The sequence below is a fragment of the Shewanella sp. CG12_big_fil_rev_8_21_14_0_65_47_15 genome (genome assembly GCF_002783505.1).
Classification (GTDB): domain Bacteria; phylum Pseudomonadota; class Gammaproteobacteria; order Enterobacterales; family Shewanellaceae; genus Shewanella.
On sequence record NZ_PFGL01000064.1, the window covers coordinates 61,216 to 80,240 of the forward strand.

The window sequence follows — 19,025 nt, forward strand, 5'->3', positions numbered from 1 at the left end:
TCGATAAATCCCTGACAGATTTTCGCGTACATGCAATATTTATCATTTAAATTCCTTCACTTGTTAGCAGTAAATCTGATTGCACAACGACGGATGAATGCTATTGTATATTGCGCCATGACGCTTGCTTAAAGGAGCTGTGCAGTGTCCCCGAATACCGATAAACTTTCGATCGATAAAGAACTTTCTTGGTTGTCATTTAATGAGCGGGTATTGCAAGAGGCCTGTGATCCCAATGTCCCCCTAGTCGAGCGGGTACGGTTCCTTGGTATCTTCTCCAACAACATGGATGAGTTTTTCCGCGTACGGGTGGCGGCCGTCAGACGCTCGATTTTACTGTCCTCACTGCAGGAAGGGCGAAGCAATAGTCGCCATCTTATGGCCAAAATCCAATCTAAAGTGATGGCCCTGCAGGAGCGTTTCGATAACATTTATACGGATCTGATGCGTGAACTGGTTCGCCGTAATATTTTGTTAATCAATGAGAAACAATTAAGTGATTTCCATAGCGATTGGCTTAAAAAGCACTTTAGGGATCATTTTAAGCGCCATATTGCCCCGCTTATTGTCAATAACAACAGCGATCTCGTTAAACATATTAACGACGATGCCACCTATTTATGCGTTTGCCTATACACTAAAGCGCGCCGCCAGTATGCACTGGTCGAAGTCCCCACGAAAAATGTGCCGCGCTTTATCGAGTTGCCCGCTGAAAAAAGTAAAGCCAAAAAACATCTGATCCTATTGGATAATATCATTCGTCATTGTGTTAATGAGCTCTTTGGCCCCTTCTTCGAATACGATGCCATTGAAGTTTATTCGATGAAACTCACCCGTGATGCCGACTTCGACATCACCGACGAGTTAGAGCAAACCCAGCTCGAGAAAATGACCAAGGGCTTAAAAAAACGCCTCACCGCCGAACCTGTGCGTTTAGTCTATGACAAAGAAATGCCTGAACACATGCTAGTGATGCTGAAAGAGAATTTGAATATCAGCTCCACCGAATGTTTAATCCCAGGGGGTCGCTACCATAGCTTTAAGGACTTTATCGACTTTCCGAATCCGAGCCGCGATTACCTCGAAAATGAAAAGCTCCCCGCACTGAATAGTGCCGGTTTTGGCCGCTGTGCCAACAGCTTTGATGCGATAAAGATGGGCGATATTATGCTCAATTATCCATACCATAAATTTTCCCATTTCACCGAAATGGTGCGTCAAGCGGCCTATGATCCTGCGGTGCGTTTTATTCGAATTAATTTATACCGCGTGGCGAAAAAATCCCATGTGGTGCAATCGCTTATCGATGCGGTGAAGAACGGCAAGCAAGTGACCGCCGTCATTGAACTGCGCGCCAGATTCGATGAGCAGTCCAATATCGAGTGGACGCGTATCTTAGCCGAGGCAGGTGTGAAGGTTCACCATGGGATCACTAGCCTTAAAGTCCATTCCAAGCTCTGTCTAATCGGCCGTGAAGAACAAGGTGAAATAAAACTGTATTGCCATGTGGGTTCGGGCAACTTTAACGAAGGTACTGCGCGGGTGTACACGGATTTATCGCTGTTCACTGCCAATCAACATATTGCCCGCGAAGTGGAGCAAGTATTTGACTTAATTGAGCATCCATATCGCCGCGATAACTTCCAACATTTAATCGTGTCACCCTACGATGCCAGACAAAAGCTAGCCCATTTGATCGATCAGGAAATTGTCAATGCCAAGAGTCAGATCAAAGCGGCCATTACCTTAAAGCTCAATAACTTACTCGATGAAACTTTGGTACAAAAACTCTATGAAGCCTCGGCCGCTGGGGTGAAAATCAAGTTACTTATCCGTGGTATGTGTTCACTTATCCCACAAATTCCAGGGATCAGCGACAATATCGAAATCTACAGTATTGTCGATAGGTTCCTGGAGCATTCCCGCGTCATGTTGTTCCATGCGGGCGGTGAAAATAAGCTCTTTATCTGCTCTGCCGACTGGATGAGCCGCAATATTGATAATCGCGTTGAAGTCAGTACGCCAATCTATGATCTCAATCTAAAGCAGATGATAATGGATATTTTATCTTTACAATTCAACGATAATACTAAGGCGCGTATCATCAATAAAGAGCAGAGTAACCCCTATAGAAACCGGGGTAACAAGCGCAAAGTGCGTTCTCAAATTGCCATTTATCAATATCTGATTAATTATGAGAAGCGCCAACAGCAAGAATTTAATGCCTTGCTTGAAACGACAAAGGTTGAGGCAGAACAAACCTCGGGCACACTGACCGCAAGGTTTACGCCCGAGTTACAGGCCAAAGCCAGTTGACGGCACTGGCTTTATTATCGTCTTGATTGCCTAAGGATAATCCGATTGGTTGCCACACATTCACAGCCGCGACACTTTGTCGCCATCGACATGGGCTCAAACAGTTTCCACCTCGTTATTGCCCGTGAACAAGACGGCAGTTTGCAGATATTACACAAAGAAAAACAACAGGTTCAACTCGCTATAGGGCTTAATGCCCAGAATATCTTAAGCCAAGAAGCGATGGAGCGTGGCCTCAATTGTCTGCGGGATTTTAACCAGCGCTTCTCAAATCTAGATCAAGCCCAAGTCCGGTTAGTGGCCACCCATACCCTCAGAGTGGCCAAGAATCGTGAGCAGTTTATCGAGGCTGCCTTGGGCATTATGCCCTACCCGGTCGAGGTCATCTCCGGCCACGAAGAGGCCCGTCTTATCTACAATGGTATCGCCCAGAGCCAAGTGCTGGGTAAACGGAATATTGTTATCGATATTGGTGGCGGTTCAACCGAGGTCGTTCTCGGGCAAAAAAATACCCCAACCCATTTATCTAGCCTGCGTTGTGGTTGCGTCAGTTTTAACGAGCGTTTCTTTATCGATGGGCAAATCACCCCCGCTTCCTTCCGCGCCGCCCAAAGCGCCGCCGATAAACAATTTGCTTCATTATCAAAGGAATACTTTAGTGGGGATTGGGACTTAGTCCTAGGTAGCTCTGGCACAGTCAAGGCCATCTGCGAGGCGATTCAAGAACAACACGGCGATGAGACCATCACCTTGGCACGGCTAAAGCAACTCAAGCTCACGCTGATCCGATACGGCCATATCAACCAGATCCAGTTTGCGAATGTGGATGATAAGCGCATCCCGCTCATCCCCGCAGGACTTGCCATTTTAATCAGTTTTTTTAGACGCTTACCTATTCCGCAGTTGGAGTTTAGCCCCGGCGCCCTGCGTGAAGGCGTGCTCTATGAGCTGGCCAAAATCGGTCAATATCAAGATATCCGCCATCGCACCGTCGACAGTATTGCCCAGCTTTACCACGTCGATATGCCCCACGCCACGAAAGTCCGTGATACCGCCATGGCATTGTTTGAACAGGTCGCCGATGAGTGGGCATTAAGGCCCCATGCCCGCCTGCTTGCCTACGCCGCCACTCTGCACGAAATAGGGCTACACATTAATTCAAAGGCATTGCATAAACACGGCGCCTATATCATCAGCAACAGCGACTTGCCTGGATTTAGTGAGGCGCTGCAACAGGATTTAGCCCGGCTTATCGCCAACCATAGAAAGAAGCCCACCGAGTTGTTGCTGGCCGAAGTAGAACCGAGCCATAAACTGACGCTGATCCGCTTACTTTGCCTATTGCGTCTGGCGGTACTGCTTAACCTTGGCCGCATTGCCAAGGCACTGACCTTGGATAAGATCCAAGTCACCCAAGGCGGGCTGATATTGTTCATCCCCAGCCATAAACGAAAAATCAGCCTGTTTATGAAAGATTTACAGCGAGAACAAAAACAAATGTCTAGCTTAGGAATGATGCTACAACTCGTATCTAACCTAGGGACAAACGTCGACAAGGGCGTGGATATAACGCAAGACACCCCTGAACCTCAAGTGGTTGCAGGCTAGCGCTCGATTTATCCCTCTTGTGGAAGTAAACGCAAAGGGGATATTTCCCCTCTGCACTGACATCGTCCGACAATATGACTTGGGCTTATTTATCTTCCCTTGATTTGGATAGCTCAAACCTGTCGAGTTCACAGCCACAGCAATTACAGTACATGGCATCGAGATCATGGCCTGATTTATGGCATTGATTACACGAGCGTAAATCTCGATGTCTCCCTACTTCTTGGGATATTTCCGCCGTCAAGATCCCGGTTGGTATCGCTATGATGGAGTAGCCCAGCAACATGGTAAAGGCCGCAATGGCTTGGCCTAATTCGGTTTTTGGCGTGATATCACCATATCCCACAGTGGTAATAGTGACAATTGTCCAATAGACAGATTTAGGAATTGAGCTAAAGCCATTTTCGGGGCCCTCCACAACATACATCAAAGCACTGAGCACCATAATGATCAGACTGACCGAGAAAAAGAACAAAAAGACCTTGCGGCTCGACTGCATCATGGCTTTAAGCAATAAATTCCCTTCGCTTAAATAGCGCAGTAATTTCAGCACCCGAAAAATTCTAAAGAGTCGCAGCACCCTGATCACTAACGTAAAATTAGCCCCAGGAATAAATAAGGCTAAATAAGTCGGTAGCACAGACAAGAGATCCACCAGACCATAAAAACTACGGGCATAGCGCACTGGATGGGTTGCGCAATAGAGTCGCAGGCCATATTCGAGGGTGAAAATCAGGGTAAAGACCCATTCTAGCACGCGGATCACAGCATCATAGTCGCGGTGGAATGACTCCACAGTATCGAGAAACACCAGTGTCACACTGAGCACAATACAAATCATCAAACCGATATCGAAGTAACGCCCAGCCGGAGTATCTGTTCCAAAAATAATGATACGTAATTGGCGCTTTAAAGGGCTCTCGAAGCCAACTTGCTCGGGGATTTTTTCAGACATAGGGCTTAAAACATCCTCACTAAATGGGTTAATATTCACAATCATCGAATTTCACAAGTCTGCCACGCAATTGCAACTAGCTCAAAATTATCTAGTCACAGAGCGTGAAATTTGCGGTATGATGCGCGAAAAAGAGAATCACCCGTTAATTTTTTAGAGGACGACATGCGCGTTACCTTACTCTCCACACTGACATCACTCGCTGTGACCCTAGCAGCATTCGCTTCACCCCAAGTGCTTGCGTCATCGAGTATGGGCAAAGTCGACTTAGTGGTGATTACTAAATCAGAATCTAATATGGCGCTGTTGCGCGATGGCAAAGTTCTTAAGCAATATCGGATTGCCATGGGCGATTTACCCGCAGGGCATAAACTCAAAGAAGGCGATCAGCGCACACCGCAAGGCCGCTATATCCTCGATTATAAAAAGTCCGATAGCGCCTATTACAAATCCATTCATATTTCCTATCCAAATGAAGAGGATAAGCTAAGGGCAAAGGCGCTGGGGATCAGGCCCGGTGGTATGATCATGATCCATGGCCAAAATCCTAGATCACCCCTGCCACCCGAGCAGGCTCAGCAGTACAATTGGACCGATGGCTGCATCGCCATTACCAATGCCGAAATGGACGAAGTGTGGAAAGCCGTTGACGAAGGCACACCGATTGAAATCTGGCCCTAGGTTTTACGCTCTCACGCCCAGTTAAATGGGCGTTTTTATTTCTCCTCCTAGTTTGTTTATTCCAAGGAGTCCCTATGCCATCCTCAAAGATGCTAGGCACAAACCCAACTCAATCAAGCCTAAGCTATACGGATTTACTCCACTCTTGGGCGCAATTTGAAGCCAAGATCTTAAACTTACTGACAAAATTAGATCTTGCGGACAAAAAACTCGAGTGCGATCATGTTGCCGTAAGGGTTAATTCCATTGCCAGCGCCGATGCCCTGCGCCAAGCGTTTTGTCAGGTTGGCCACATCATCTCCGACAATCAAATCAATGGCCGCTGTATCCTTATCATCGAATTGAACACCCCTTTGACCTTAGGTGAGTTTTCCATTCCCTGTGTTGAATTACCCTATCCAAGCGACAAACTTTATCCCCAAGAAGGTTGGGAGCACATTGAGCTGGTTATCCCGTCGCTGGCAAAGGACTGCGAAGCCCTAAGCCAAGACCTTAGGCTTTTGTGTCCAAGACTCACGTCACTTTTATCCGGCGAGCCATGTTCAGAGCCAAGCGAATCGATTCACATCAAGATGAGTTCGCCCAAGGGAGAAAAAGAACGCTTAGCTAATCCCACCATTGCCTTTAAATACCAAGAGGTCTGCATCAAGGTTCATCCCCATGGTATAAAGGCGGTGATCGCCAGTGAACAAGTTGATACCATCTAACGAGTTAGGTTTTATTGCACAGCACAGCATCAAAGATGCCCATGCAAAAAAGGAAGCTGAATATGAAGCCACATAAAAACGAAGCGCAATTATTAAAATTTGCCCTCGAAATTGGACTAGGTTATGCCAAAAAACGCGGATTTGATGAGTTTGACCGCGGCGTGTCACCCAAAGATAAAGTGGAGTGCATTTATCGTCTTCTGGTGACGGATAACCTCATCCAACCCTTGGCCAAGGACAAAGAAGATGGCCCCAATATGAAACACAAGTTGATCCTGTGGATCAGCCGTCAATTGCCCGCCGATCACCCTTTGCTCAAATAACCAAGCTATCTAAATATCCGCTTTGAATTGTAGATCACTTTATAGGGCGAGCAGGGTATCGGTAAGCAGGCCCTCTGCGTCATGGATGGCGCGGTGGAGCCCTCTGGGAAGAGTTAATGGCGTGCCTGCGTGCGATACCCTGCGATGTAGCATAATTAGGAAGAGTTATTAATCCGCATAAGTGACGAGATAGGTATCCTGTTACTTTGGGCTTACCACCGTTTTCGCGGCTTTTTCCTTCGCGAGTACTGTTGCCATAGGCGGCACTAGAGTCGTTGGGTCGAGGCGCATTTGATACCAGTTTATCCGCCAGTCTAAATGCGGTCCATTGGCGCGTCCCGTAGCACCCACTTCAGCAACGGCTTGCCCTTGTTTTACGGCTTCCCCCGCTTGGACATAGAGCTTACTCAAATGCAGGAAACTCGAACTCACGCCATAGCCATGGTCGATGACCATAGTGCCGCCCGAATAAAACATATCGGGCACAGACAAACTGATCACCCCATCGGCGGGCGCCACAACTACAGTGCCAGTTTTCGCCGCGACATCGACACCAAAATGCGGGTTGCCAGGGACATCGTTATAAATACGCTGACTGCCGTATACCCCAGAAATACGTCCGGTGAGCGGCCAAATAAAGTCCTGTAAAAAGGCGGTTTGCTCACTAAAAGTGGCCCTCGCCGCTTTGACCTGCGCCGTATCCTTTGCCGCTCTTTCCTGGGCGATGGGATCGGGCTTCATGATCTTGTTGCTAATGCCTTTTACGCTTTGAATATCGTATTGCCGCTTAGCCACAGTCAAAGGCTTAACCTCAGTCAAACCTTCAGGATAAACCAAAGTTAACTGCTGGCTCAGCTCACCGTCGCGGTCAAAACCAAAGGCAAAGTACCCGTCAGGCGTCACTCTCAATGCCTCGCCATTTAAACTGATTTGAGTGCCTGCGGGCGCTTGTCCTCGAATAAGCGCCCCCTGTTCGAATTTGCCCTCAAAACTCACCTGAGCATTGGCATTTGTCATCATAAGAAGCAAGCTTAATGCTGAAAAAACAATGCCATTTACGGCCTTTGGTAGGCTTTGCAGATAAGTCAATCGCTGAAAAGCAGCACAAGACTGGCCTAAATTGCGTGGTTTCGGGTAATCAAACATCTTCACAAAAATCCTTAGTAGGCTAATTAAATAAGGCATTAGGCTAGGCCGATACACCTTTAGTCACTTTGACCCTTAGTCACTATGGCCCCCTTACCTACGCCCTCATAGGCCACCACTGTAAACTGACTCGTGGGCACCTTAGCCGCCAATGTGGTGGCCATATAATCGGCCAACAACTCAACCGTCGTATCGTGGGGAATTAAATCACAACATTCCTTTGGCATAGCCAATTGGAAATCCCCCTGGGGCGCTTGATAGTGAAATCCATAGTGGCTAGTATCTGTGATCCGCGTTTGTGGCGATAAATTTAAGGTTTTTACCGAGACTAAATCCTCTTCACTGCCTAAATAAATATCGTGCCAACGCTTGGCCCAATACTCATCCCACTTAGGTGCTGGGTTGCCATTTTCAAACACATTCACCGGACTACGATGACCATGGGCGATGCGCTGGCAATTGCCATCGTGTTTACGCAAACCATGGCTGTAATGGTAATAAGGCGTATCGAGGATTTCATGCCTTAAGGTGAGCGTGATCCCCTCGACATTTGCCGGTAAGGTTTCCCGCAGCGCTTTTTGCAAAAAGGCATTCACGCTGGGAATATCAATTTCTTCGGTCGGCACTAAGGCAAAGGCTTGGGAAGGACAGGCAAGATGGATTTCACCGAGCACACTATCAAAATCCATCCACACTCTATCGCCCTGCTGCTGCCAGCGCACGCCGCTGCAGGCCGTCGGGACTAATAAACGGTGATCGGCCACCGCATCTATGGTCTGCTTGATGGTGCGTTTCACTTTAGCGAAATCGAGCACCATATTTTGCTCGTCTAATCCGCCCTCTAGCAGCACATCGACAATCCAACTCTCCCCCACCATGCCACGCTTAGGGCAGAGATAGGAAAAATCGATCACGGTTAAATCTTTAACAAACAATTGCATTAACGCTCCTCGGCAGAAAGACAGTCCACCTATGTAATTTGAAAGCACCACTTAGCGATGGCCGAGCGTGCTAACTTGAGTACTCAAAACGAGTCAACTCAGTATGAATAGGGATTCTAATCAATTCCGTCGCTTGTCGCGACAACTGAATTAATTCTGCCCTGTATTTGTACCAAGTTTTAACAGGCAACAAAAAGCCGAGAGTAAAATACCCTCGGCTTTTTGACTTATTTAGCTAAATTCAACCGACTGTGAGTCGAGGCTTATTCGCCCTTAAGGCGACGGTCGAGCTGATCTTTTAAGTTTGCCGGCACGCCTTTAATTAAAATGGTGTCCGAGATGGGGTCGTAAATCACCCTTTGGCCTAAGTGGCCGCCATCAAAACTTAAGGTGACGCCGCCCCCCGTACCGGAAAACTTCTTCAGCTGACGCAGGGTCGACTTATCCGCCGGAAACTCTTCATCGAGTTCATAGCTACCACCACGGGCAAAATCGTAGAAAGAATCCATGCCTTGATCGGCTAACTCATCGGCCAAGTCTTTGATTTCAATGTCAGCGCCTTCATCGAAGCGCTCACTGCAATATTCAAACACTTTATTGCGACATTGCTGACGCTCATCTTTGGTGAGATCACTGCTGGCAACAAAATCTTCAACCGCATTCATCAGGGTCTTGTTTTGCGCTTTAGTGTTGACGCCTTCGACACAGCCCATAAAATCGAGGAAAAAGTCGGCGACTTTGCGCCCCGCACGGCCACGGATAAAGGAAATGTACTTGCGAGAATCCTTATCGGCCTGCCACTCGGTTAAATCAATACGCGCCGCCAATTGGATATTGTTTAAATCCAAGTGGTTATTTTGCGACAGTTCCATATCATCTAACACAGTCATCGACGACTTAGCACTTAATAGGGCGACAAACAGATAATCGCTGGTGATGCTGGTGTAGCAAGACATCAGCAAAAAGCCACCTTGGCTGAAGTCGTATTTCGACAATTCTTCCTGCAGCAACTTACTGGCTTGGCCCGAAAATTCCACAAAACCTAGCTCGCCGCCACGGTATTGAGTGAGTGCATTGGCAAAGGCGGGGTTGGCCTCACCGTCGTCACCGTGAATGCCGAAATAGCCGAATCCCTTACCCGCTTTACTGGTATAGGTCTGATGCAATTCGTCCAGCATCATCTCGACCGCCTGACCGTTCAGCAGAGGTTGAGGACGTAAACGGCAACGCAATTGCCCCTGACTGTCCTGGGAAATCTCGTGAATAATTGCGTGTTCGATATTAATACTCATAAGCCCTGATAGTGATGCTGGAATAAATCCGCTATTATATGCCGCTAATCCATTCCAAAGTGAAACATTTTTTGATTATGGCAATCCAATCGAAATACTCAAACGCACAAGTTGAATCATTAATCGCCGAAGTACTGGCCGTGTTAGAAAAGCATAAAGCACCGACTGACCTGAGTCTGATGGCGCTCGGCAATTGCGTCACCTATTTGTTAGAGCGTAAAGTCCCTAACGAATCGCGCCAAGCCGTGGCTGAACAATTTGCGAAAGCACTCGCACAATCGGTCAAATCCAATTAAGTTAGTTGGGTATAAACGTTAAAAAAACATAAGATACAACGTCTTTTAGGAATAAGCGGATCACTATGGTCGAGCGAAAAAAGCAAATGAGCCGCGATAGGGTTTCCCGGCTCATCAACTGGGGACATTGGTTCGCCTTCTTCAATGGTCTATTGGCCATGGTAGTGGGTAGCCGATATCTGAGTAGTGTGGGTCATCCAGAAACTTGGTATGGTTGGATTTATCTCACGGTAAGCACCATTGGCCAATTTAGCTTTCTCGCCTTTATCGCCTATTTGATCTGCCTATTTCCGCTGACCTTAATCTTGCCCTATTCCAAGATCTTGAGGGGGATAGCTGCGGTTATTGCCACCTTAAGTCTATGCATCTTATTGTACGATACGATTGTTTACGCCGATTACGGCATGCACTTAAGTCCCTTTGCCTTCGATTTGGCCTGGGCGGATCTCAATGCCCTGCTCCACGGCACCTCCTACATAGTCACGCCACTGGCTATCATCACGATTGAACTGACCGCGGCGAATTTTTTGTGGAAGCGTATAGAGAAGATCCAAAAGCTCAATTTAGGCAATAAGGTCATCACCTTAGTAGGTGTGTGTTTTATCAGCAGTCACCTGATCCATATTTGGGCCGATGCCGCCGATATTACCGAAATCACGCGATTCGATGATGCCTATCCGCTCGCTTATCCCGCGACCGCCCGCTCCTTTATGGAAAGTCACGGTATTGATGGCTCGCCTTTGGAGAATAATGACAATAACACCACTAGCGTACTCAGCTATCCATTGCAGCCATTACTCTGCCAAGCGGATACCCAAACCAATGTATTGATGATCACCATCGACAGTTTGCGTGCCGATATGGTCGATCCTAAAACTATGCCGTTTCTTCATCGCTATATGGAAAACAATCAAGCATTTACTGAGCATTACAGTGGCGGCAACCAATTTAAAACGGGGATGTTTTCTCTACTATACGGCCTGCAAGGCAGCTATGGTGATGCGAGGATATTCAATAGCACAAGCCCAGTGCTAACCAAGAGTTTCCAACAGGCCGGCTATCAACTGGGACTCTTTATCCCCGAAACGAATCGAAAACTGAGTTCTGCCCAGGCCATGTTTAATGACTTTACTCCTATCGTTGCCACAGAAACCAATGGCAGTGCCGATGCAGATTTACAGACAGTCGCGCACTTTAAACAATGGCACAGTGTCCAAAATAAGCCCTGGTTTGCCCTGCTTAACCTAAAGGCACCGGAAAATTTCGATACGCCAGTGGGCTTCCTCGGCATCGAAACGGTTAAAGCTAATTTACAGCCTGCGCAAAAGGTGTTGTTCAATCAATATCGCCAGTCATTATATTTTATCGATAACCAATTAGAGGCGATCCTTGCCAGCATTCCCCAAGATACTTTAGTGGTGATAACCGGGGTAAATGGCAAGATTTTCACTAGTAATAGCGATGAAGCGCTGCGCAACCTGTCGCCAGAAAGTGTTAAGGTCCCCCTCGTTATCCATTGGCCCAATGCAATCGCCGCTAAGGTTAAGTATCGCACCAGCCATTACGGCATAGTGCCCACCCTGATGACCCATGTATTAGGCTGTACTAATAACACCACTGATTACAGCGCCGGGCGCAGCTTACTGCAACCGAGCAAAGAGACCTGGATTTATATTGGTGATAGTCGGATTTTTGCGATTTACCAGCAGGCAGAAGTCACCGTTATCGACCGCCACGGTAAGTACCGTATTTACGATGAAAACTATGAACATCGTCTTCGCAAAAAAATGAGTGCACCAGAGCTTATCCAAGTGATGCGCGAAGGCCGGCGCTTGTATAACCATTAAATGATATAAAAAAGCCCCATCTACGGATTGGGGCTTTTTTATTGAAAAAACCATTATCCATAGCTCCCCAAGTGACTCATTTAACTCACATTCGATTTATCCCTGCTCTGAATCTCAGAAAAAGGTTAATCGATACGTTATAGTTATATCAATGAACAACACCGCATATTGTTAGCAAGGCTATCGGTGACAACTTTATGATAAATAAAGCCAAACAGAATAACGCAGCGGCTAATGATCAAGCCATCAATATCATTCTTAATAGTTTAGATGCCCTCGTCTATGTCTCTGATATACGAACCTATGAGTTATTGTATTTAAATGACTATGGGATCTCTGTTTGGGGCTCAGCCAAGAATAAAAAATGCTATCAAATTTTACAGTCTGGACAGAATGCCCCATGCCAGTTCTGCACAAATCACAAATTACTCGATGCAGATGGTAATCCAGCGGGCGTTTATGTGTGGGAATTCCAAAATACCCAGAATGGCCGTTGGTACCAATGCCGAGATCAAGCAATACGCTGGACTGATGGTCGCTTAGTACGCATCGAAATCGCAACCGACATCACCGACCGTAAACAGATTGAGCATGAATTGATGCTCGCTAAAGCACAGGCTGAAAAACAAGCCGACACGGATGAACTGACTCAACTCAATAATCGCCGAGCATTTTTCAACCTAGGCCGACAGGTCGTCCATCAGATGTATCGAACCCAGCAAACACTATCCATCATCATGTTCGATTTAGATCATTTCAAACGGATCAATGACCAATGGGGACATGCCACGGGCGATGCTGCACTCATTCATGTCTCCCAACTCGCCCAAAAAACCGTGCGAACCTCGGATATTCTAGCAAGATTAGGGGGGGAAGAATTTGGGGTGTTGCTACCCAATGCCACACCTGAACAAGCCAAACTGTTGGCAGCACGTATGCGTAGCGAATTTGAGCAACAACCTTTTGAATTTAATGGACGAATGATCCACTGTACCGCCAGCTTTGGGATCTCCTCCATCGACTTAGCCACGGCTCGCCATGAACTTGAACCGCAGGATCTGCTCGAAACTTTACTCAACAGTGCAGATCAGGCCATGATGCAGGCCAAACAAACGGGGCGTAATAGAGTATGTGAATTAAGCTGCCCCCTTCAATCAAACTTGGCTTAACTGAAGGGGGCTGCGCAATCACTGAGTTTCACCCAAGGTAAACCCTGCAACAAACTCAACGATAAGTCAGTGTCGCAGTATCCGTTAACTTGTCGTTATCTTTAACCGTGAGTTCGACAGTATGTTGACCACGGCGGGCAAGGCGTAATACCACTTGACCGTTAGCGCGGGTGCCATTGTCGAACGTCCACTTATGTTGCTTGATCACGCCATCGGTATCATAGCTAGCCGAGATAAACATATCGACAAACCATAAATTGATACGCTGAATTTGCGCCACAGGTGGTTGTTTCACCTCTTCAGCAACCACTGACACAGTTTGCGATGTGCTATGGGTTAGGCCGTCATTATCCGTCACAGTTAGCGTGACCAGATACTCGCCACTTTGGCTGTAACTGTGAGTCACAACCTCACCCATTGCCACAGTGTTATCACCAAAGTTCCACTCGGCAGAGACGATTTGTCCATCGCTGTCGGTTGAAGTGGATGTCAGTTGCACCGCAGCGCCATTCACCACTTGGGTGAAACTGGCCACTGGCGCGACTTTTTCCGCTTCGAGCAAGAGTGAAATCACCACAGGATCGTGATCCGATGAGCGATACGCATCCGTTGCGAACAAGTCTTGGATTTGAGCTGGCGTCTTAAACTCTTCGTTGTAATCCAATACGCGCGGTTCGTCGGTATTGATATGCCATTCAGTCACATCCACCACTTTATCCAGCAGGGCAGCATTCGCTAAAGCATGATCCAACTGACCCGCTTCAGCCGAGAACACATAGGAATAAGGGGTCGGCTTTTCCAGTTTGGCAAACAGCTCACTAAAGCCCGCATTAGCTAATGCCATTAATGGATCTTCCTTCGCATAAGAATTCAAATCACCAATCAGCAGTACACCTTGATCTGGATATTGCTCGCTGATCCATTGACCTGCAGCTGTCGCCGCACGGCTACGAGTGATATTACAGTTGCCTTGACCGTCATTGAGATCAGGATCCCCAGCACACTCACTGCCCTTAGATTTAAGGTGATTAACCGCCACGACCACGCTCTCTTCACTGCCATTTACGCTAAAGGCTTGGGTCAGCATTGGACGGTTTTTGCTGTCGTCAAACAGAGGTTGTTGATCGCTATCTAATGGCGAGTTGGCACTGGATAGAATGCGCGCAACCCCCTGTGGCGTGACTTTATCGCTACGATAAATCAAGCCGACCGTGATGGCATCGGTGCCAATCGCATTCATGCCTGTTGGCGTGATATAAGCGTAACGCGCTTCACCCACGGCGGCATTCAAACCTGCGACTAAATCGGCAATGGCTGAATTAGCGCCAAAGCCATCGTTCTCTATTTCCATCAAACCGAATACGTCAGCACTAATGCCCACCATGGCACTGACAATCTTCGCCTTTTGACGCTCAAACTCGCTTAAGGTATTGGCACCACGGGCGGTTGGGAATCCTGCACCTTGGCCGTCACCGTTGAAGTAGTTGAGTACGTTAAAGCTAGCGACTTTTAGATTACCGCCCTCAACCAATGTGGGTGCGATTGGGCGTGGATTTTCCGCCACAAAGTTCACCGTCTCGATTGGCATAATGCGATATAAATTAAAGCCATAGTGCATTACACCCGTAAGCGCCGTAGCTTTATCACCTACACGCACAGTGTTTGATGCGCTAAGCCCTGGGGCTGGGTATATCACAGGATCAGGATTCTGCGCCGTTAAACCATCATCCAATAGAATACTGTCGTGTTGGTTAGCCGCGCTCACCGCCAGCGCATCCGCGCCCGGTGCAGCGACTTGCGTACCGATAAAGTGGCGCTGACTGCCTAATGAAATCTCGCCGTAACGGCCTAGGTTGTAGACTTCGTTCACCACTAAATCTTGGCTAAAACGAACCCGCATGCCCTCAAATGGCTCAAAATCATCACTGCTGTTAACCGGTAAAGTCACCACTGCCGCCGTTGGCAATGCTTGCCCTGTGGCACACAACTTGTGATCTGATACAGTCGTGAGTTCAGTTAAGCCTTGATATTCAGTCACTTTGGCTTTTAAACGAATACGATCGCCCGCCACATACGCGGTAGGCGCAGCGCCGGTATACACAAACACCCCTTCAGAGGTTTGGGGATCGCTATCGGCTTCGTTATCGGCCATTTGTACAAAAATGCCCTTAAGACCGGCTTCTTGATTACTGACGACAACCGCTTCAACCACTAAGGTTTGACCATTAAGAGGGCTGGCAGCGCCCGCGCCTTGCAGCGCATGAATTGCTGTGGCTTCTTCGCCGCACACTAAAGCACTCGGCGGCGGGTCGACGGGATCGGTTGGCGTGCCGGCGCTGAATTTACCGAGATCAGAAATATCATCCTTCGCAAAACCTAACCAAGTGCTAAAGCTGACTGCATCGCCACTGATGGGATCGGCAATCAGCTGTTCTGGATTACGGCGCAGGGTGTTGTCTTGCGTGGATAAATCACCACTGCCCCACTCGGCACCGGGATCGACACCAACTTGACCTAAACTATCAATCACTTGAGTTTGATAGGTCAGTTCAATCGCATCGTCGCCGTTAAAGAAGCTGGCGCTACTCTGTTGATTTGTGACCGCAAGAATATCGGCAGACGCGTCGTTATCGGCAACCACATACGTCGCCCCCACCGCTAATGAGCCCGTGAGCGCAATGGTCGTGCCGACATTGGTGCTGCCATTAAAATAGAAGCGCAATTGGTATTGGCTTAAATCAATCACGCCCGCGGTTGGGTTATAGAGTTCGATGGCTTTATTATTGCTGCCGCCTTCGACGTATTCTGAAATGATCACATTATCCGCGCCATGGGCAAGCCCACAAACGCTGCTGATGGCTAACGCCAGCACAGTTTTAGTGTTTAACATTGAGACCCCTAAATGTATTGTTTTAGTATTTGGTAATAAATTGCGATTTAATTTATGCGCTTAAATGTTTCAAGGTGATGTACCTCGAAGACTGACAATACTATAGGTGACCAAGGTTACAAATTGGTTGCGCCAAAGTTGCAACATCAGTGGTACACTCAAGCAACCTTAAAGAGGCAGAACCAGCGGCTGATGTTAATGGCATTAAGGTGGCAATCAACTGACGATATTGGATAAAACGTCTTCAATAAGGCGCTTGTCATTCAAAAGCCGCAGTGTTGTGCAATCTCTTCAGCTGGCATAGGTTTGCCATACAGGTAACCTTGTATTTCATCGCAGCCGTAGGCGTGCAAAAAATCGCGCTGAGAGGCGGTTTCAACCCCCTCTGCCACCACTTTAAGCCCTAACTGGCGCGCCATTACAATCGTTGTTTGCACTATAGTGACATCGTCTTTATCAGCAGGAATGCCGTTGACGAAAGAACGGTCTATCTTGAGGCGGTCCAGAGGGAAACGTTTTAAGTAAGCCAGACTCGAATAACCAGTGCCGTAATCATCCAGCGCCAGTCGAATATCCATCCCATGTAAAGCATTGAGTTTGACAATTGCGGCTTCTGGGTTACTCATGGTGGCAGACTCAGTAATCTCCAGCTCTAAACAATGCGCTGGGCAGCCAGTTTCATTAAGAATTCGTTGTAACGTTTCAGTTAACTGTGCATGTTCGAGTTGGCGCCGAGACAAGTTGACCGATACTCTGAAATCACTCGCCCCGCTCTTTAGCCAGACACACAACTGGCTGCAGGCAGTACGTAATACCCATTCCCCAATTGGAATAATTTGACCTGTTTCTTCGGCTACAGGGATAAAATCAGCCGGTGATATCAAACCATGCTCAGGATGTTGCCAGCGCAACAATGCTTCGACTCCAATGTAGCGACCTGAGCTCACATCAATCAACGGTTGGTAAAGTAAATACAGTTGTTTTTTATCCCGTGCAGAGCGTAAATCATTCTCCAGACGCAGACGTTGATGAACTTGAATGTCCAGCTCAGGACTAAAGAAGCGGTAGGTATTTCGCCCTTGCTCTTTCGCCAGATACAGTGACGTATCAGCATACTTCACCAAAGTCTCAGCATTATCGGCATCACGGGGATAAATACTGATACCAGCGCTGCTACTGATGTGTATCTCACGATTAGCAATGTTAAATGGTGCAGTCAATACATCAAGCAGCTTAGCTACCCTATGAGCGGCTTGCTCTGGCTCAGTCAAATTTGGGAGTAAAATAATAAATTCATCACCGCCGAATCGACCTATGATGTCCTCAGCCCCCAGTACTTTTGCCCAGCAGTCGCTAGCTTGCTTCAATAACTCATCACCCGCCAAATGGCCTAGGGTATCGTTAATAGTTTTAAAGCGGTCCAGATCCAAAAATAATACCGCCAACATCTGCTGCTGCCTGTGCGCTTGGGTAATTGCCAGTTTCAGATAATTCAAAACCAGTGTTCTGTTGGGCAATCCTGTCAGAGAATCATGGTAAGCGAGGTATTGAATGTGTGCTTCCTGTTGTTTTTGTCTTGTAATGTCGCGGGCCACTCCAGCCAGACGAAATACCTTACCCGCAGCATCCTTGATCGGAAAGGCACGATCATGAATATTCCGGATGCAGCCATCGGGGCGAATGATGCGGTATTCTGTATCATATTCTCCGCCCGCCAGACTGTTGACTGCCCTTTCCACTCTGTATTTATCGTCCGGATGAATAATATCCATCCATTGTCCTGGGTGGGTATAGAGGCTCTCACAACTCAGGCCCCAAACCAGTTCATATGCAGGGTTAATATAGAACATCTTGGTTTTTGCGGCATTACTCAGCCAGATCACATCCTCGATATTTTCTGTCACTTGTCGAAAACGTTCTTCGCTTTCTCTTAACGCATTTTTTGCCTCAAGCCTTGCCAGTTCGGCCCTTTTTCTTTCTGTAATAATTCGTACAAATGCAAAATTATAGCCACATCCATCATACTCAACATAATTGGCGCTGACCTCAACCGGGTATATTTTACCCGCTTTAGATTTGTGGATCGTTTCAAATAACAGCGAACCAAACTGCTTGAGTTGTGCCCAGTGCTCACGCCAAACCAGCATTTGATAATCAGGGTCAATGTCTGGCACCCGCATACCACTGAGTAATTCCTCACGGCTGTATCCCAACTCACTGCAGCTCTGGTCATTGACATATTTGAAGTGTCCAGCTTCTTCAATTAATAAGGTCATATCACTCATTTTATTCAGTGCAAAACTCAGTAACGAAATCTCTTGCTCCGCTTGTTTACGCTGTTCAATATTCTCTATCTGTGAGGCAAAATATAACGCTTTCCCATCGTGATCACGTACAAGGCTGGTGGTCAGTTTCGTCCAGATGTAATGACCATTGCGGTGACGATAGCGTTTTTCAATCTGCATGCAGGGAATGTCGCCGACAATAAGCTTTCGCGCATCTTCTTTGCCTCGGATCAAGTCCTCTGGGTGAGTCAATTCCTGATAGGTGAGCTGTCGTAACTCCTCTTCCGTATAACCAAACAGATCGCAGATAGACTGATTAGCCCGTAACCAGCGACCGTCAATCGACAGCATGGCCATTCCGGTAACGGAAAAATTGAGCATCGATAAGAAGCTGTTACCATCCAGACAGAGTAAATTGTTATCTGCATCCTGCAAACGCTGGCACAGTTGTTTTACACAAGTTCCATAGTTGTACGATAAAACACCTCGAGTACCAGACATACCATCCCTCTGCAGTTACATGCAATTATATGCAATTATATGCAATTATATGCAATTATATGCAATTA

14 protein-coding genes are annotated in these 19,025 nt (G+C 47.3%); 8 read left to right on the forward strand and 6 right to left on the reverse strand.

The features are described from left to right. The first annotated feature begins 144 nt into the window (after positions 1–144). Together ppk1 and ppx are read left to right on the forward strand one after the other, a co-directional pair. Positions 145–2,316, forward strand: a complete 2,172-nt coding sequence (gene ppk1, locus COW15_RS18205; RefSeq protein ID WP_293634733.1) for a polyphosphate kinase 1 — start codon at positions 145–147, stop codon at positions 2,314–2,316. A gap of 45 nt (positions 2,317–2,361) precedes the next feature. Next, on the forward strand, positions 2,362–3,924 hold the full coding sequence (ppx, locus tag COW15_RS18210) for an exopolyphosphatase (protein WP_293634735.1): 1,563 nt from the start codon (positions 2,362–2,364) through the stop codon (positions 3,922–3,924). A gap of 85 nt (positions 3,925–4,009) precedes the next feature. On the opposite strand, the gene COW15_RS18215 is transcribed toward ppx, so the two are convergent. Beyond that, on the reverse strand, positions 4,010–4,879 hold the full coding sequence (locus COW15_RS18215; protein ID WP_293634737.1) for an ion transporter: 870 nt from the start codon (positions 4,877–4,879) through the stop codon (positions 4,010–4,012). A gap of 165 nt (positions 4,880–5,044) precedes the next feature. On the opposite strand from COW15_RS18215, the gene COW15_RS18220 reads away from it, so the two are divergent. The 3 genes from COW15_RS18220 to COW15_RS18230 all read left to right on the forward strand — a co-directional run bounded on the left by COW15_RS18220 (position 5,045) and on the right by COW15_RS18230 (position 6,590). Next, on the forward strand, positions 5,045–5,560 hold the full coding sequence (locus COW15_RS18220; protein WP_293634739.1) for a L,D-transpeptidase family protein: 516 nt from the start codon (positions 5,045–5,047) through the stop codon (positions 5,558–5,560). A gap of 74 nt (positions 5,561–5,634) precedes the next feature. After that, positions 5,635–6,267 (forward strand): VOC family protein, encoded by a 633-nt coding sequence (locus COW15_RS18225; RefSeq protein ID WP_293634741.1) that lies wholly within the window; start codon positions 5,635–5,637, stop codon positions 6,265–6,267. A gap of 62 nt (positions 6,268–6,329) precedes the next feature. Then, positions 6,330–6,590: a DUF5062 family protein gene (locus COW15_RS18230; protein ID WP_293634743.1), complete on the forward strand. Its 261-nt coding sequence runs from the start codon at positions 6,330–6,332 to the stop codon at positions 6,588–6,590. Between the two features lie 201 nt (positions 6,591–6,791). Here the strand turns inward: COW15_RS18230 and COW15_RS18235 are convergent, their stop codons facing one another. The 3 genes from COW15_RS18235 to yejK form a co-directional block, all read right to left on the reverse strand. After that, positions 6,792–7,610 carry a M23 family metallopeptidase gene (locus COW15_RS18235; RefSeq protein WP_293634745.1) on the reverse strand — a complete coding sequence of 273 codons (819 nt, stop codon included), beginning with the start codon at positions 7,608–7,610 and terminating at the stop codon, positions 6,792–6,794. A gap of 185 nt (positions 7,611–7,795) precedes the next feature. Then, positions 7,796–8,677 carry a 6-carboxytetrahydropterin synthase gene (locus tag COW15_RS18240; protein ID WP_293634747.1) on the reverse strand — a complete coding sequence of 294 codons (882 nt, stop codon included), beginning with the start codon at positions 8,675–8,677 and terminating at the stop codon, positions 7,796–7,798. A gap of 263 nt (positions 8,678–8,940) precedes the next feature. Next, complete coding sequence (gene yejK / locus COW15_RS18245) at positions 8,941–9,969, reverse strand: nucleoid-associated protein YejK (RefSeq protein WP_293634749.1); 1,029 nt, start codon at positions 9,967–9,969, stop codon at positions 8,941–8,943. Between the two features lie 77 nt (positions 9,970–10,046). Between yejK and COW15_RS18250 the strand changes: the two genes are divergently transcribed. The 3 genes from COW15_RS18250 (at position 10,047) to COW15_RS18260 (ending at position 13,281) form a co-directional block, all read left to right on the forward strand. Beyond that, positions 10,047–10,265: a YejL family protein gene (locus COW15_RS18250; protein WP_253988184.1), complete on the forward strand. Its 219-nt coding sequence runs from the start codon at positions 10,047–10,049 to the stop codon at positions 10,263–10,265. Between the two features lie 65 nt (positions 10,266–10,330). After that, on the forward strand, positions 10,331–12,112 hold the full coding sequence (locus COW15_RS18255; RefSeq protein WP_293634752.1) for a DUF3413 domain-containing protein: 1,782 nt from the start codon (positions 10,331–10,333) through the stop codon (positions 12,110–12,112). A 197-nt stretch (positions 12,113–12,309) separates the two neighbouring features. Next, positions 12,310–13,281 carry a GGDEF domain-containing protein gene (locus COW15_RS18260; RefSeq protein WP_293634754.1) on the forward strand — a complete coding sequence of 324 codons (972 nt, stop codon included), beginning with the start codon at positions 12,310–12,312 and terminating at the stop codon, positions 13,279–13,281. A gap of 55 nt (positions 13,282–13,336) precedes the next feature. On the opposite strand, the gene COW15_RS18265 is transcribed toward COW15_RS18260, so the two are convergent. Together COW15_RS18265 and COW15_RS18270 are read right to left on the reverse strand one after the other, a co-directional pair. Next, a complete protein-coding gene (locus tag COW15_RS18265) occupies positions 13,337–16,171 on the reverse strand; it encodes an ExeM/NucH family extracellular endonuclease (protein WP_293634756.1) in 2,835 nt (944 codons plus the stop codon). 263 nt (positions 16,172–16,434) lie between these two features. Further along, the gene (locus COW15_RS18270) at positions 16,435–18,957 is read right to left on the reverse strand and encodes an EAL domain-containing protein (protein WP_293634758.1); all 2,523 of its coding nucleotides are present in this window, start codon (positions 18,955–18,957) and stop codon (positions 16,435–16,437) included. Positions 18,958–19,025 lie beyond the last annotated feature (68 nt).